This window comes from Micromonospora sp. NPDC047465, assembly GCF_040643125.1.
Lineage (GTDB): Bacteria > Actinomycetota > Actinomycetes > Mycobacteriales > Micromonosporaceae > Micromonospora.
This window is the reverse complement of sequence record NZ_JBEYTP010000001.1, coordinates 248,525-261,559: the sequence shown is the minus strand read 5'-3', so window position 1 is coordinate 261,559 and position 13,035 is coordinate 248,525. Positions and strand designations below refer to the sequence as shown.

General features: G+C 71.7%; 12 protein-coding genes and 1 tRNA gene. 9 read left to right on the top strand and 4 right to left on the bottom strand.

Going from position 1 to position 13,035, the window contains the following annotated elements:
• Positions 1 to 611: 611 nt before the first annotated feature.
• The 3 genes from ABZ793_RS01320 (at position 612) to ABZ793_RS01310 (ending at position 2,287) form a co-directional block, all read left to right on the top strand.
• Complete coding sequence (locus tag ABZ793_RS01320; RefSeq protein ID WP_350702337.1) at positions 612 to 1,493, top strand: helix-turn-helix transcriptional regulator; 882 nt, start codon at positions 612 to 614, stop codon at positions 1,491 to 1,493.
• Entirely contained in the window at positions 1,463 to 1,684 is a 222-nt protein-coding gene (locus ABZ793_RS01315; RefSeq protein WP_350702335.1) for a DUF397 domain-containing protein, read from the top strand. The genes ABZ793_RS01320 and ABZ793_RS01315 overlap by 31 nt, the downstream gene beginning before the upstream one ends.
• Before the next feature lie 198 nt (positions 1,685 to 1,882).
• On the top strand, positions 1,883 to 2,287 hold the full coding sequence (locus ABZ793_RS01310) for a hypothetical protein (RefSeq protein WP_350702333.1): 405 nt from the start codon (positions 1,883 to 1,885) through the stop codon (positions 2,285 to 2,287).
• Here ABZ793_RS01310 and ABZ793_RS01305 read toward each other — a convergent pair.
• On the bottom strand, positions 2,255 to 2,854 hold the full coding sequence (locus tag ABZ793_RS01305) for a hypothetical protein (RefSeq protein WP_357450069.1): 600 nt from the start codon (positions 2,852 to 2,854) through the stop codon (positions 2,255 to 2,257). The genes ABZ793_RS01310 and ABZ793_RS01305 overlap by 33 nt on opposite strands.
• Positions 2,855 to 3,068: 214 nt before the next feature.
• Between ABZ793_RS01305 and ABZ793_RS01300 the strand changes: the two genes are divergently transcribed.
• Positions 3,069 to 4,931 (top strand): S8 family serine peptidase, encoded by a 1,863-nt coding sequence (locus ABZ793_RS01300; protein ID WP_357450066.1) that lies wholly within the window; start codon positions 3,069 to 3,071, stop codon positions 4,929 to 4,931.
• A 77-nt stretch (positions 4,932 to 5,008) separates the two neighbouring features.
• Here the strand turns inward: ABZ793_RS01300 and ABZ793_RS01295 are convergent, their stop codons facing one another.
• The 3 genes from ABZ793_RS01295 to ABZ793_RS01285 all read right to left on the bottom strand — a co-directional run bounded on the left by ABZ793_RS01295 (position 5,009) and on the right by ABZ793_RS01285 (position 7,079).
• Positions 5,009 to 5,815 (bottom strand): WecB/TagA/CpsF family glycosyltransferase, encoded by an 807-nt coding sequence (locus ABZ793_RS01295; RefSeq protein ID WP_357450063.1) that lies wholly within the window; start codon positions 5,813 to 5,815, stop codon positions 5,009 to 5,011.
• On the bottom strand, positions 5,812 to 6,885 hold the full coding sequence (locus ABZ793_RS01290) for an NAD-dependent epimerase/dehydratase family protein (RefSeq protein WP_357450060.1): 1,074 nt from the start codon (positions 6,883 to 6,885) through the stop codon (positions 5,812 to 5,814). Before ABZ793_RS01290 ends, ABZ793_RS01295 begins: the two co-directional genes overlap by 4 nt.
• Before the next feature lie 108 nt (positions 6,886 to 6,993).
• A tRNA-Leu gene (locus tag ABZ793_RS01285) sits at positions 6,994 to 7,079 on the bottom strand.
• Positions 7,080 to 7,305: 226 nt separating this feature from the next.
• Between ABZ793_RS01285 and ABZ793_RS01280 the strand changes: the two genes are divergently transcribed.
• The 5 genes from ABZ793_RS01280 (at position 7,306) to ABZ793_RS01260 (ending at position 13,034) form a co-directional block, all read left to right on the top strand.
• Complete coding sequence (locus ABZ793_RS01280; RefSeq protein ID WP_091100240.1) at positions 7,306 to 8,094, top strand: DUF3662 and FHA domain-containing protein; 789 nt, start codon at positions 7,306 to 7,308, stop codon at positions 8,092 to 8,094.
• A gap of 6 nt (positions 8,095 to 8,100) precedes the next feature.
• Positions 8,101 to 8,586 carry an FHA domain-containing protein gene (locus ABZ793_RS01275; RefSeq protein WP_111134465.1) on the top strand — a complete coding sequence of 162 codons (486 nt, stop codon included), beginning with the start codon at positions 8,101 to 8,103 and terminating at the stop codon, positions 8,584 to 8,586.
• Entirely contained in the window at positions 8,583 to 10,013 is a 1,431-nt protein-coding gene (locus ABZ793_RS01270) for a PP2C family serine/threonine-protein phosphatase (protein WP_357450054.1), read from the top strand. The genes ABZ793_RS01275 and ABZ793_RS01270 overlap by 4 nt, the downstream gene beginning before the upstream one ends.
• 139 nt (positions 10,014 to 10,152) lie before the next feature.
• A complete protein-coding gene (locus tag ABZ793_RS01265) occupies positions 10,153 to 11,532 on the top strand; it encodes an FtsW/RodA/SpoVE family cell cycle protein (protein ID WP_357450615.1) in 1,380 nt (459 codons plus the stop codon).
• Positions 11,529 to 13,034: a penicillin-binding transpeptidase domain-containing protein gene (locus ABZ793_RS01260; RefSeq protein WP_357450051.1), complete on the top strand. Its 1,506-nt coding sequence runs from the start codon at positions 11,529 to 11,531 to the stop codon at positions 13,032 to 13,034. The genes ABZ793_RS01265 and ABZ793_RS01260 overlap by 4 nt, the downstream gene beginning before the upstream one ends.
• Position 13,035 lies beyond the last annotated feature (1 nt).

The following is a 13,035-nucleotide window of genomic DNA, read 5'->3' as shown; positions in this document are numbered from 1 at the left end:
CTGGGAAGGGTCGGCCGGCGGACGGGCCGGCGGGAGCGGGTCGGGGGACGTCTCGGTGGCCGGCCACGGGGTCGTGCCGTCGTGGGCCGGTGGTGGTCGGGCCGTACCCGCTGGTGGCGAACCGCCACCCGACCATCACCCGGCTGCTCCGGGTACCGCTCCCGCCGCCACAGCCAACTGGCGTGCAGCGGCGGGGTCATCAACCCGGGGCAGGTCTGGTTGTCGAAGGCCGGGCGGCCCCACCGGCGCGCGTCCCGGAGCCCGTGGGATCACCACGGCGGGGGAGCGGACGGAGACGGTGAGTAACCCGTGCCATACGCACAGAGTGCATCAGCGACGTGCTTCATGCAAGTTGCACGTCGACTTTTGCCGATACGCGAGCGGCTCGCGCAAGCGACGCTTGAAGCCGTTCACGTATCGGCGGCACACTGGGATCCGGTTTCGCCCGTCGCGGCCGGCCGATGACCGGCACCACCCCCTCGCCGCGAACGACGCCCGCCGTTCGACGGTCGCGCCCCCGGCGGGCGACGGCAGCGGCGCGCGCGACGCGGAGGTGGGGCGGTGAGGGCCGACAGCCGGTGGTTCCGACCAGCGGACGGGGTGGTGAGGCCGTGAGCGAGCGGCGCAGCCCGACCATCCGGCGCCGCCGCCTCGGCGCGGAACTGCGGCGGCAGCGGGAGGCGGCCGGGATCACCATCGAGGTCGTCGCCGAGCAGCTTGAGTGCTCGGCGTCGAAGATCTCGCGGATCGAGACCGGCCACACCACGGCGACGCCGCGCGACGTGCGGGACATGCTCCGGATCTACGGGGTGGTGGGCGCCGAGAGCGACGAGTTGGTGCAGATCGCCCGGGAGGCGCGGCAGAAGGGCTGGTGGCACCCGTACAGCACGGTGCTGGTCGGCGCGTACGTCGGCCTGGAGGCCGCGGCCAGCTCGATCCGCGCGTACGAGCAGCAGGTGGTGCCCGGCCTGCTGGAGACCGAGGCGTACGCGAGCGCGATGATCCGCGCCGCGCGGCCGGACTTCACCCCTGACCAGGTCGCACAACGTGTCCGTGTCCGGCTCGGCCGTCAGTCGTTGCTGACACAGGATGATCCGGTCGATCTGTGGGTGGTGCTCGATGAGGCGGTGGTGAGCCGTCCGGTGGGTGGGGACGCGGTCATGCGTGACCAGCTCAACCGGCTGGTCGAGGTGGCGGAACTGCCGAACGTGACGCTGCAGATCCTGCCGTTCGAGGTGGGGGCGCACGCCGGCATGGACGGGACCTTCACGATCCTCAGCTTCCCCGAGCCCGGTGATCCGGATGTCGTGTACGCGGAGAACGCCACGGGTGGGCTCTTCCTGGAGAAGAGCGACGAACTGCAGAAGTACAGCTTCATCTTCGATCACGTCCGAGCGGCGGCCATTCGTCCGGAGGAGTCCATCGCACACATCGCGAAACTGGCAGAGGAGCCGTTGTGGAAATGGCGACCAAGGGGTTCCCCGTGGACCTGACGCAGGCAACGTGGTTCAAGAGCTCGAAGAGCGGGCCGAACTGTGACAACTGCGTGGAGGTGGCGTACGTGACGGGGGCGGTCGGCGTGCGGGACTCGAAGGACAAGACGGGTCCGGCCCTGGTCTTCGCCCCGGGCGACTGGCACGCCTTCGTCGCCGGTGCCAGGGGCGGCGGCTTCGGCCGGGACTGACGCGACCGGGAGGTGACGCGGTGTTCCCCGTCCGGCGGGCAGCCGGGCGGGGGCATCGCCGTGCCCGCGTCCGGTCTGGCCGCGAAGAAGCCCGGGCATCCCGTCGCCACATCGGGCCCGTGTCGTTGTACCCCTCGATACGGCGCTGGTCGACAACCCGCCGCACGAATCGGCAACCCAACGAGGTAGGCGAGACGGATGACGACGATCGGGTCAGACAACCTCACCAACGGGCCGGGCAAGCCGGAGCGCTTCGGGGGCAAGTACCGCGGGGCGCGCCGGGACACCGTCCTGACCGAGGTGGTGTCGACCGACACGGAGGTCGGTGGCCGGGAGGCCACGACGGCCGCGCCGGAGCAGGCGGGGCCGCTCTCGCTGCCGTCGCTGGATCCGAACCCGTTGACCGAGCCGTCGTTTCCGCCGGGCGGCTGGTCGATGGAGCCGACCGAGTCGCTGGCCGACCACCCGCTGCTCCGCGGGCTGCTGATGGAGCTGCCGCCGAAGGGCAGCGTCCCGCCGCCCGGGTGGCTCGACCGCTGGTTCGAGGCGACCCGGGCGATCCTGGAACTGCTATACGTGCAGGGCTCCGGCCGCTCGCGGTGACGCCGGCCGGGGCGGCGCGGCCCGCTCGGCGAGGCGGCTGTGCCGCAGCGCGTGGCGTACGCCGATGGCGGCAACCGCCAGCACCCCGACGGTGATCGCCGGCCCGGTCACCCCTGGCCCGAACAGCGGTTCCGGGGCGCTCGCCGCCGCCACCGCGGGCAGGATCGCCAGGCCCGTGACCTGCAACGGAAGCCCGACCAGCGGGTGCGCCGCAGCGGCCCGCAAGCCGTGCGGGGCCGGGGTCCCGGGCGCCGCGGCGAACGCCCCCGCGCCCGCTCGCAGCCGGCGCACCCGGCGCACGGTGCAGGCCGCGACGACGAGCACGGGCGCGGCGGCGAGGGTGAGGCCGGCGGCGGCCCGGTCCGCCGGGGCCGCGCCGGCGCTGGAGAGCCCGGCAACCAGCACGGCGGCCGTCAGGCCCAGGCCGGTCAGGGTCAGGGCGAGCACCCATCCGGTACGTCGGCGCAGGGCGCGGGCGCGGTCCAGCCGGGGCATCCCGTCCGCCAGCCAGCCGGCGGCGAGCCAGACGGCGGCCAGCGGCGCCAGCACGGTGAGGTGACTCTCCATGACGGAGAGCATTGCCCGTTCCCGACGCGCGCGAATCCGGGGCCGGCCCCCGTTCCTCCCGTAACGGCGTCCCGTAGGGGGCATCCTCCCGGTGTTATAGGGAACTCGACATGTTTGTATCCCGATGACGCCGCTCTACCCTCAGCTCGATCGGCACTCATCGATTATCGCCACGGACGTCGATGATCGGGTGCCGGTCGGAGGGAGGTAGAAGATGGGTCTTCCACGTAGGTCCCTACTCGTCGGGGTGGCCACCATGGCCATGGTGGCCACCGCCACGCCCGCCATGGCCGCCGAGCCCGTCGGCACGATCCGGGCCGCGGGCGGCGCCACCGCCGTGGCCGACAGCTACATCGTCGTCTTCAAGGACACCGCGGTCGCCCGTACCACCGTCGGTGACACCGCGCAACGGCTGGTCGGCCGGCACGGCGGCACGGTGGCCCGCACCTACGGCGCCGCGCTGCGCGGCTTCGAGGTCCGGGTCGGCGCCGGGGCCGCCGCCCGGATCGCCGCGGACCCCGCCGTGGCGTACGTCGAGCAGAACCACACCGTGTCGATCGCCGGCACCCAGACCAACCCACCGTCCTGGGGCCTGGACCGGATCGACCAGCGGGCACTGCCGCTGGACAGCTCCTACACGTACCCGAACACGGCGAGCAACGTGCACGCCTACATCATCGACACCGGCATCCGGTTCAGCCACAGCGACTTCGGCGGCCGGGCCACCTCCGGCTACGACGCCGTCGACGGGGGCTCGGCCGACGACTGCAACGGGCACGGCACGCACGTCGCCGGCACCGTCGGCGGCTCGGCGTACGGGGTGGCGAAGGGCGTCCAGCTGGTCGGCGTCCGCGTGCTCAACTGCCAGGGCAGCGGCACGAACGCCGGCGTCATCGCCGGTGTCGACTGGGTGACCCAGAACGCGGTCAAGCCGGCCGTGGCCAACATGAGCCTCGGCGGCGGCGCGAACAGCACGCTCGACACCGCCGTGCGGAACTCCATCAACTCGGGCGTGAGCTACGGCCTGGCGGCCGGCAACGACTCGGGCGGGAACGCCTGCAACACCTCGCCCGCCCGGACCGCCGAGGGCATCACCGTCGGCTCGACGACCAACACGGACGCCCGCTCCTCGTTCTCCAACATCGGCACCTGCCTGGACATCTTCGCGCCCGGCTCGTCGATCACCTCGGCGTGGCACACCGGCGACTCCGCCACCAACACGATCAGCGGCACCTCGATGGCGACGCCGCACGTGGTCGGCGCGGCGGCCCTGGTGGCCAGCGCCAACCCGTCCTGGACGCCGCAGCAGGTCCGCGACTACCTGGTGAACAACGCCACCAACAACGTGGTGGGCAACCCGGGCACCGGCTCGCCGAACAAGCTGCTCTACGTCGTCAACGACGACACCCCGCCGCCGACCAACGACTTCTCCGTCTCGGTCTCGCCGACCTCCGGCTCGACCGCGCCGGGCGGCTCGGTGACCGCGACGGTGGCCACCGCCACCACCAACGGCTCGGCCCAGTCGGTGAGCCTCTCCGCGAGCGGGCTGCCGTCCGGGGCGACCGCCTCGTTCAGCCCGGCCACCGTCACCTCGGGCGGTTCCTCGACGCTCACCATCAGCACCTCGGCGAGCACGGCGCCCGGCACCTACACCGTGACGGTGACGGGCACGGCGGCCTCCGGCAGCAAGAGCGCCACCTACTCGCTGACCGTGACCGGCACCGGCGGCGGCTGCTCCGGCACTAACGGCACCGACGTCGCGATCCCGGACACCGGTGTCACGGTGAGCAGCTCGATCCCGATCTCCGGGTGCGCCCGCAACGCCTCGTCGGCCTCGACCGTCGCGGTGAACATCGCGCACACCTACCGCGGTGACCTCGTCGTCGACCTGGTCGCTCCGGACGGCTCGTCCTACCGGCTGAAGAACAGCAACATCTGGGACGGCGCGGACAACATCAACACCACCTACACGGCGAACCTGTCGAGCGAGGCGGCGAACGGCACCTGGCAGCTGCGGGTGCGGGACGTCTACTACGGCGACAGCGGCTACATCAACACCTGGACCCTGACCCTCTAGCTATAGGTGCAAGGAAGGGCCCCTTCTCATCGCCTTGTGCGACAGGAAGGGGCCCTTCTGACGTCTGCCGGTTCCGGTCAGACGGCGAAGGTGGACGGCCGCTCGGCGGCCGGGGGCGGCGGGACCGCCTTCCACAGGCCGGTCTTCTGCCCGGCGAGCCGGGCAAGGTAGGCCGGGTTGAGGATCACGTACCGGCGCCACAGCCGCTTCGGCTCCAGGCCGAGGCGCCAGAACCACTCCAGGCCGGCGCGCTGCATCCACGGCGGCGGCTGGCGCAGCAGCCCGGCGTGGTAGTCGAAGGCCGCCCCGACCGCCATCAGCGGCATGTCCAGCAGCGGCCGCATGGCGTACGCGAAGACCTCCTGGCGCGGGCAGCCCAGCCCGACCAGGACGAGTCGGGCCCCGCTGGCCTTGATCCGGTCGGCGATCTCGACGTCCTCGCCCGGCTGCACCGCCCGGAACTTGGACGGCTCCACGCCGGCGATCTTGAGTGCCGGGAACATCCGCTCGAGCGCAGGGATCAGCTTCGCCAGGGTCTCCTCCGTCGAGCCGTAGAGGTAGACCGGGAGGCCCTCGTCGGCGAACCGGGAGAGCACGTGCAGGGTCAGCGTGGGCCCGTAGACCCGGTCGGTGAGCCCCGCGCCGTGCAGCACGTTGAGCGCCCAGCGCACCGGCTGGCCGTCGGGGGTGACCACGTCGAAGGAGTTCAGCCGGGCGTTGTGCGCCGGGTCCAGCACCCCGGTCATCACCCCGTGCACGGCCAGCGCCGTCAGCGCCAGCGGACGGCGCTCCTGCGCGGCCGCCACCACCTGCTCGGTCGCTGCGGCGTAGTCGGTGGCGTCGACCAGGACGCCGAGGACGTTCCGCTTGCCCCTGACGGTCATGCTGCCGGCACCCACTTGTCCACGTTGGCCTCGTAGATCTCGCGCATGATCATGGGAACGTCGTAGACCTGCTTCCATTCCGGGTAGTCGGCCTGGAACGCCTCGTTCGAGCCGATCCACCACTTGTGGTCGCCGATCCGGTTGGCCTCGACGTACTCGGTGACCATCTCCTGGCCGGTGATCTGCTCGGCCAGCATGAACGCCTCCCGGTTGGAGGTGTTGGAGTGCCGGCCGCCGCCGAGGTTGTAGACCGCCGCGGAACGCGGGTTGCGGAAGAACGCCTCGAACGCGGAGACCACGTCCGAGCTGTGGATCGCGTCCCGCACCTGCTTGCCCTGGTAGCCGAAGATCTTGTACGTCCGGCGCTCCATGTTGGCGCGCATCACGTACCCGAGGAAGCCGTGCAGCTCGGTGGCCGAGTGCGCCGGCCCGGTCAGCGTCCCGCCCCGGAAGCAGGCCGTCCGCATGTCGAAGTAGCGGCCGTACTCCTGCACCATGACGTCGGCCGCGACCTTCGAGGCGCCGAAGATCGAGTGGAGGCAGCCGTCGATGGACATGTCCTCGCGGATGCCCTGCTCGTACGGGTGGCCCGGCTCGATCTCCCACCGGGTCTCCAGCTCGACCAGGGGCAGGCTGTTCGGCCGGTCGCCGTAGACCTTGTTGGTGGAGCAGTGGATCACCGGCGCCTCGATGCAGTGCTCGCGCACGTTCTGCAGGACGTTGAGCGTGCCGGCGGCGTTGACGTCGAAGTCGGTGAACGGGTCGCGCACGGCCCAGTCGTGCGACGGCTGGGCGGCGGTGTGGATCACCACGGCGACGGCGCCCGCGTACCGCTTGAAGAGCTTGCCCAGCGCGGCCCGGTCCCGGATGTCGATGCTGTGGTGCGAGTACGCGCTCCCCAGCTCGTCGGTCAGGCGCCGTACGTTCCAGGCGGTCGAAGCCTCCTCGCCGAAGAACTCCTGCCGCATGTCGTTGTCGATGCCGACGACGTCGAGACCGAGGCCGGCGAAGTGCCGGACCGCCTCGGAGCCGATCAGCCCGCCCGACCCGGTCACGAATGCGACACTCACACGCCACTCCTGGTCCTCGGAGGCAGAATCCATCGGAGCATAGCGTGACGTACGGCACGGCCCCGATACGCCGCGAGGGCCCCGCATCGCTGCGGAGCCCTCGCGTGTTGGTGGGGAAGGGGGGAGTTGAACCCCCACGCCCTTTCGGGCACACGGACCTGAACCGTGCGCGTCTGCCATTCCGCCACTTCCCCGTGGCCTGACCTCGAACACTGTAGTCTGTGCCGGTCCTGCTGTCTCCAGCGGGCCCCGGACATTCTACGGAGTCCGTGATCGTTGCGTCGATCGGTTACCGTCCGTCGAGGCGGTACCGTTCTCGGCGGACGAAAGACTAGCACGACGACAACGGCCCCACCGAACGGGCCGCCGCCAGCCGGCCGAGCGGCGTGTGAGCTGCGGACGCTCCGGCCGGATACCATCATGTCCTCGGGACCCGAGGAGGAGCCGGTGAGCGTGCTGCAACGCTTCGAGAAGCGTCTGGAAGGCCTGGTCGAGGGAGCCTTCGCCAAGGTCTTCAAAGGGGTGGTCCACCCCGTGGAGATCCTCAACGCCATGCAGCGGGAGGCCGAGGCGCACAAGGCGATCCTGGCCGGTGGGCGCACGTTGGTGCCCAACCGCTACGTGATCGATCTCTCGCCCTACGACCACAGTCGGCTGGCGCCGTACGCTGCCGCGCTGGCCCAGGAGCTGGCCCAGTCGCAGGCGGAGTTCATCGGCGAGCAGGCCTGGACGGTCTACGGCGACGTGATCGTCGAGATCGAACGCGGCGAGGGGTTGGACACGGGCATGTTCCGGGTCACCGCCGAGGTCTACACCGGCGGCGAGGTCGCCCCGGTCTCCGCGCCCGGCTACGACGCCGGCCCGCCCGCCTACCCGGCGTACGACCAGGGCGGCGGCTACGGCCCCCCGCCCGGCCACGGCGGCAGCCGCAACGTGCGGCTGGTCTCCGGCGACGGGCGCACCTATCCCCTCCAGATGGGCTCGACCGTGATCGGCCGCGGCGACCAGGCCAACCTGCGCCTGCCCGACGTCGGCATCTCGCGGCGACACGCCCGGCTGGACTTCGACGGCGGCCAGGTCGTGCTGACCGACCTGGGGTCGACCAACGGCACGATGGTCAACGGCCAGCGGGTCTCCGCCGTCGCGCTCAACCCCGGCGACATGATCCAGCTCGGCACCACGACGCTGACCTTCCGCGTGGACGGCTGACCCGCCTTGCCGGAACTCGTCATCACCGTCGCCCGGTTCGGGTTCCTCATCCTGCTGTGGATCTTCGTGTTCACGGTGGTCGGCGTGATCCGCCGGGACCTGTTCGCGGGGGCCCGGTCGGGCCGCCTGGTGGCCGCCCCGCGGGCGGTCGGGGCCTCGCTCGGGCAGGCGGCGAAACCGGCGAAGGCGAAGCGGGGCAGGGCGGCGCACCAGCTCGTGGTCACCGCCGGTCAACTGGCGGGCACGCGGATCACCCTTGGTGAAGCGCAGATCACCATCGGCCGGGCCGAGGATTCCACCCTCGTCATCACCGACGACTACGCCTCGGCGCGGCACGCCCGGCTGGTGCCACGCGACGGGCAGTGGTTCGTCGAGGATCTCGGCTCGACTAACGGCACCTACCTGGATCGCGCTAAGGTCACCGGACCAACCCCCGTCCCCCTCGGCGTGCCGATCCGGATCGGCCGCACTTCTCTCGAATTACGGCCATGACTCTGACCCTGCGCTATGCGGCCCACAGCGACCGCGGTCTGATCCGAGACGGTAACCAGGATTCCGTCTACGCCGGACCGCGGCTACTCGCCGTCGCCGACGGCATGGGCGGCATGGCCGCCGGTGACGTCGCCAGCAACATCGTCATCGGTGCCATGGCGCCGCTCGACGAGGACGTCCCGGGTGACGCCCTCGTCGACGCGCTGCGTTCGGCCGTGGGCACCGCCAACCAGCAGCTCCGCGACACCGTGGACGCCAACCCCCAGCTGGAGGGGATGGGCACCACGCTCACCGCCACCCTCTTCTCCGGCAGCAAGCTGGGCATGGTCCACATCGGCGACTCGCGGGCCTACCTCCTGCGCAACGGCGAGTTCGCGCAGATCACCAAGGACGACACGTACGTCCAGATGCTCGTCGACGAGGGCCGGATCAGCGCCGAGGAGGCGAGCAGCCACCCGCAGCGGTCGCTGCTCACCCGCGCGCTCGACGGCCGCGACATCGACCCGGAATACAGCGTCCGCCAGGTGCTGCCGGGCGACCGCTACCTGATCTGCAGCGACGGGCTCTCGGGCGTGGTCAGCGCCGACACGATCGCCGAGACCATGCGCGAGTACACCGACCCCCAGCAGTGCGTGGAGCGGTTGGTGCAGCTCGCCCTGCGCGGCGGCGGGCCGGACAACATCACGGTGATCATCGCGGACGCCACCGACCAGGACATCGTCGAGGCGAGCCCGATCGTCGGCGGCGCCGCGGCCCGGGACCGGGGCATGGCGACCTCCGCCGACGTCTCCACCCCGGCCGCCCGCGCGTCGGCCCTCTCCGCCCCCCGCCCCCCCGCCCCCGAGGAGCCCGCGGCCGGCGACGACGACGAGCCGGAACGCCCGAAGCGCCGGCCCGTGCGCGCCGCCGCGACGACGCTGGCGCTGCTGGTGCTGCTCGGCGGGGCCGTCTTCGGCGGCTGGAGCTACACCCAGCGGCAGTACTACGTCGGGGCGACGGAGGAGGGCCAGGTCGCGGTGTTCCGGGGCATCCAGGGCGAGATCGCCGGGATGGACCTCTCCACCGTGCACTCCACCAGCCCGGCCGACCTGGACGACCTGACCCTGGCCGCCCAGGAGCAGGTGAAGCAGGGCATCCCGGCCAAGAGCGAGCCGGACGCCGAGCGTCGGCTGGCCGAGCTGACCAGCGACAGCCCGACGAACCCGAACCTGAAGCCGATCTGCCCGCCCAGCCCGAGCGCGGTGGCCGTCACCACGACACCGACGCCGACCGCCGGCCCGGCGACCCCGCCGCCGTCGGCCAGCGCGAGCCCGGCCGCCAGCGGCCGTCCGACCACGTCGGCCTCGCCGACCACCACACCCGACGCCCTGCCCTCCGACACCGTCTCGCCGACGCTCGACCCGGCCACCTGCCGGTCGCCGGAGTGAGTGTCGGCTTCGAATCCGAGGACGATCCGTGACCGCAGCGGCCACCCCGGCACCCTCGCCCGCCACCACGGGCGAGCAGCCCGGCGTGCGCCTGGCCCGGTCCCGGCGTAACGCCGAGCTGTCGCTGCTGCTGCTGGCCATGGTGCTGGTGGCCGCGTACGGGGCGATGGTCGAGGCGAAGGTGCTCGACACCGTCACCGCCGACTTCTGGATGCCGGCGGCCGCGCTCACCGCGGTCTTCCTCGGCCTGCACCTGGTGATCCGGTTCCTGGCGCCCTTCGCCGACCCCGCCCTGCTGCCGGCGGTCGCGCTGCTCAACGGCATCGGGGTGGGCTTCCTGCGCCGGCTCGACCTGGGCAACGCCGCCCCGGCCGAGCGGGCAGACCTGGCCATCTTCGCCGGCACGGGTGGCCGGCAGCTCGCCTGGACGCTCGCCTCGGTCATCCTGGCCGCCGGGCTGCTCGCCCTCATGCGCGACCACCGGTCGGTCTCCCGCTACGCGTACACCCTGGGGTTGGCCGGCATCGTGCTGGTGATGATCCCGGCGGTGCTGCCCAGCCGCTTCTCCGAGATCAACGGCGCCAAGCTGTGGGTCCGGGTCGGCGGCTTCTCCATCCAGCCCGGCGAGTTCGCCAAGCTGGCACTGCTGGTCTTCTTCGCCTACTACCTGGTGCGCAAGCGCGAGGTGCTCTCGCTGGCCAGCCGCCGGTTCCTCGGCATCGACTTCCCCCGCGGGCGGGACCTCGGCCCGGTGGTCGTGGTCTGGCTGATCAGCCTCCTGGTCCTCGTCTTCGAGAAGGACCTCGGCACGTCGCTGCTCTACTTCGGCATGTTCGTGGTGACGCTCTACATCGCCACCGAACGGGTCAGTTGGCTGCTCATCGGCCTGGTGCTCTTCTTCGGCGGCGCCTACCTGGCGTACGTCCTCGGCGACATCGTCGGCGGGCCGTTCGCCAACTTCTACCTGCGGGCGCAGATCTGGCTGGACCCGTTCGCCGACCCCTACGAGGACGGCTACCAACTGGTGCAGGGTCTGCTCGCGCTCGGCACGGGCGGGTTGTTCGGCGCCGGCCCGGGCGGCGGCCAACCCGGCCTGCTGCCCGAGGTGCAGAACGACTTCATCTTCGCCGGCCTCGGCGAGGAGATCGGGCTGTTCGGCCTCTCCGCGCTGCTCGTCGTCTACCTGCTCATCGTCGAGCGGGGGCTGCGGGCGGCGCTGGCGGTCCGCGACTCGTTCGGCAAGCTGCTGGCCGGCGGCCTGGCGTTCACCCTCGGGCTCCAGGTCTTCGTGATCGTCGGCGGGATCAGCAAGCTCATCCCGCTGACCGGCCAGACCACCCCGTTCCTCTCCGCCGGTGGCTCCTCGCTGATGGCCAACTGGCTGCTCATCGCGGTCCTGCTCCGCGTCTCCGACGGGGCCCGCCGCCCCGTCGCCGGCGGGGGCGGCAAGGCGGCCCGACCGTCCGGCGGCCCGCCGGAGCAGCTGCACGGTGCCCCCACGGAGGTGATCAGGCCGTGAACGCACCCCTGCGCCGCGTGGGCGTCGTCGTGATGGTCCTCTTCGGGTTGCTCTTCGCCAACCTGAACTGGATCCAGGCCTACAAGGCCGACGAATACCGCACCAGCGACTACAACGGCCGGGTCCAGGTCGCCGAGTACGAGCGCAAGCGCGGCAACATCGAGGCCGGCGGCACGGCCCTCGCCACCAGCAAGGAGACCAGCGGCGAGCTGAAGTACCAGCGCACCTACCCGGGCGGCGCCAAGTACGCGCACGTGCTCGGCTACAAGCCGGTCAACCTGGCCGACACCGGCATCGAGAAGTTCGAGAACGACTTCCTGGCCGGCACCAGCGACCAGCTCTTCATCGACCGGTTCAAGGACATGTTCACCGGCGACAAGACCGGTGGCGGCAACGTGCTGCTCACCCTCTCCAAGCGGGCCCAGGACGTCGCGTACGAGCAGTTGCGCAACAACCGCGTCGACGCCTCGAAGGGCGCGGCGATCGCCATCGACCCGCGTACCGGGGCGGTGCAGGCGCTGGTCTCCATGCCCAGCTTCGACCCGAACCCGCTGACCGGCCACAACACCAACGAGGCGACGGCCGCGCACAACGCGCTGGAGCAGAACCCGAACGGCCCGCTGAAGAACCGGGCCATCGGCGAGGTGCTGCCCCCGGGCTCCACCTTCAAGATCGTGGTGGCCGCCGCGGCGCTGGAGAACGGCATCGGGCAGGACACCAGGATCCCGGCCGGTTCCAGCTACACCCCGCCGACCTCGGGCACGCCGATCCGCAACGCGGCGGCGTCGATCTGCCCCGAGGACGAGGTCACCCTGATGAACGCGGTCACCGAGTCGTGCAACACGGGCTTCGCGCAGCTCGGCGTCCGGCTCGGCGCGGACAAGATCAAGGAGAAGGCCCGGCAGTTCGGCTTCGAGCAGGAGGACCTCACGGTCGGCCACCTCGGGGAGGGCGGCCACCCGGTGGCGGCCAGCCGCACCGGCAGCATGGAGAACGCCGACGGCGGCGACGACCCCGCCGCGCTCGCCCAGTCCTCCATCGGCCAGCGGGACGTCCGGATGACCCCGCTGCAGGGGGCCCTGATCGCCGCCTCGGTCGCCAACGGCGGCAGCCAGATGCGGCCGTACCTGGTCCGCCAGCTCCTCGGCCCGGACCGCACCACCAGCTACTACACCGCCAATCCCCGGGAGCTGCGCCAGCCGGTCAGCGGCCAGGTCGCCGGCGACCTGCGGGAGATGATGGTCAGCGTCGTCGAGAACGGCACCGGCGAGAACGCGCGGATCAACGGCTACACGGTCGGCGGCAAGACCGGCACCGCGCAGTCCGCGCCCGACCGGCCGGACCACGGCTGGTTCATCGGCTTCGCGCTCGACAAGAACGGGAACCCGGTCTCGGCGGTCTGCGTCATGCTGGAGCAGGCCGGCCCGGGCGGCAGCGCCGAGGCGGCCCGGATCGCCGGGCAGATCATGCGGGCCGCCATCGCCGATCCCGGGGGCCGCTGAC

Coding starts and splice junctions, on each gene's coding strand:
- ABZ793_RS01315 (WP_350702335.1), top strand. CDS start 1,463: ATGGCGACCAAGGGGTTCCCCGTGGACCTGACGCAGGCAACGTGGTTC.
- ABZ793_RS01310 (WP_350702333.1), top strand. CDS start 1,883: ATGACGACGATCGGGTCAGACAACCTCACCAACGGGCCGGGCAAGCCG.
- ABZ793_RS01305 (WP_357450069.1), bottom strand. CDS start 2,854: ATGGAGAGTCACCTCACCGTGCTGGCGCCGCTGGCCGCCGTCTGGCTC.
- ABZ793_RS01300 (WP_357450066.1), top strand. CDS start 3,069: ATGGGTCTTCCACGTAGGTCCCTACTCGTCGGGGTGGCCACCATGGCC.
- ABZ793_RS01295 (WP_357450063.1), bottom strand. CDS start 5,815: ATGACCGTCAGGGGCAAGCGGAACGTCCTCGGCGTCCTGGTCGACGCC.
- ABZ793_RS01280 (WP_091100240.1), top strand. CDS start 7,306: ATGTCCTCGGGACCCGAGGAGGAGCCGGTGAGCGTGCTGCAACGCTTC.
- ABZ793_RS01270 (WP_357450054.1), top strand. CDS start 8,583: ATGACTCTGACCCTGCGCTATGCGGCCCACAGCGACCGCGGTCTGATC.
- ABZ793_RS01265 (WP_357450615.1), top strand. CDS start 10,153: ATGGTGCTGGTGGCCGCGTACGGGGCGATGGTCGAGGCGAAGGTGCTC.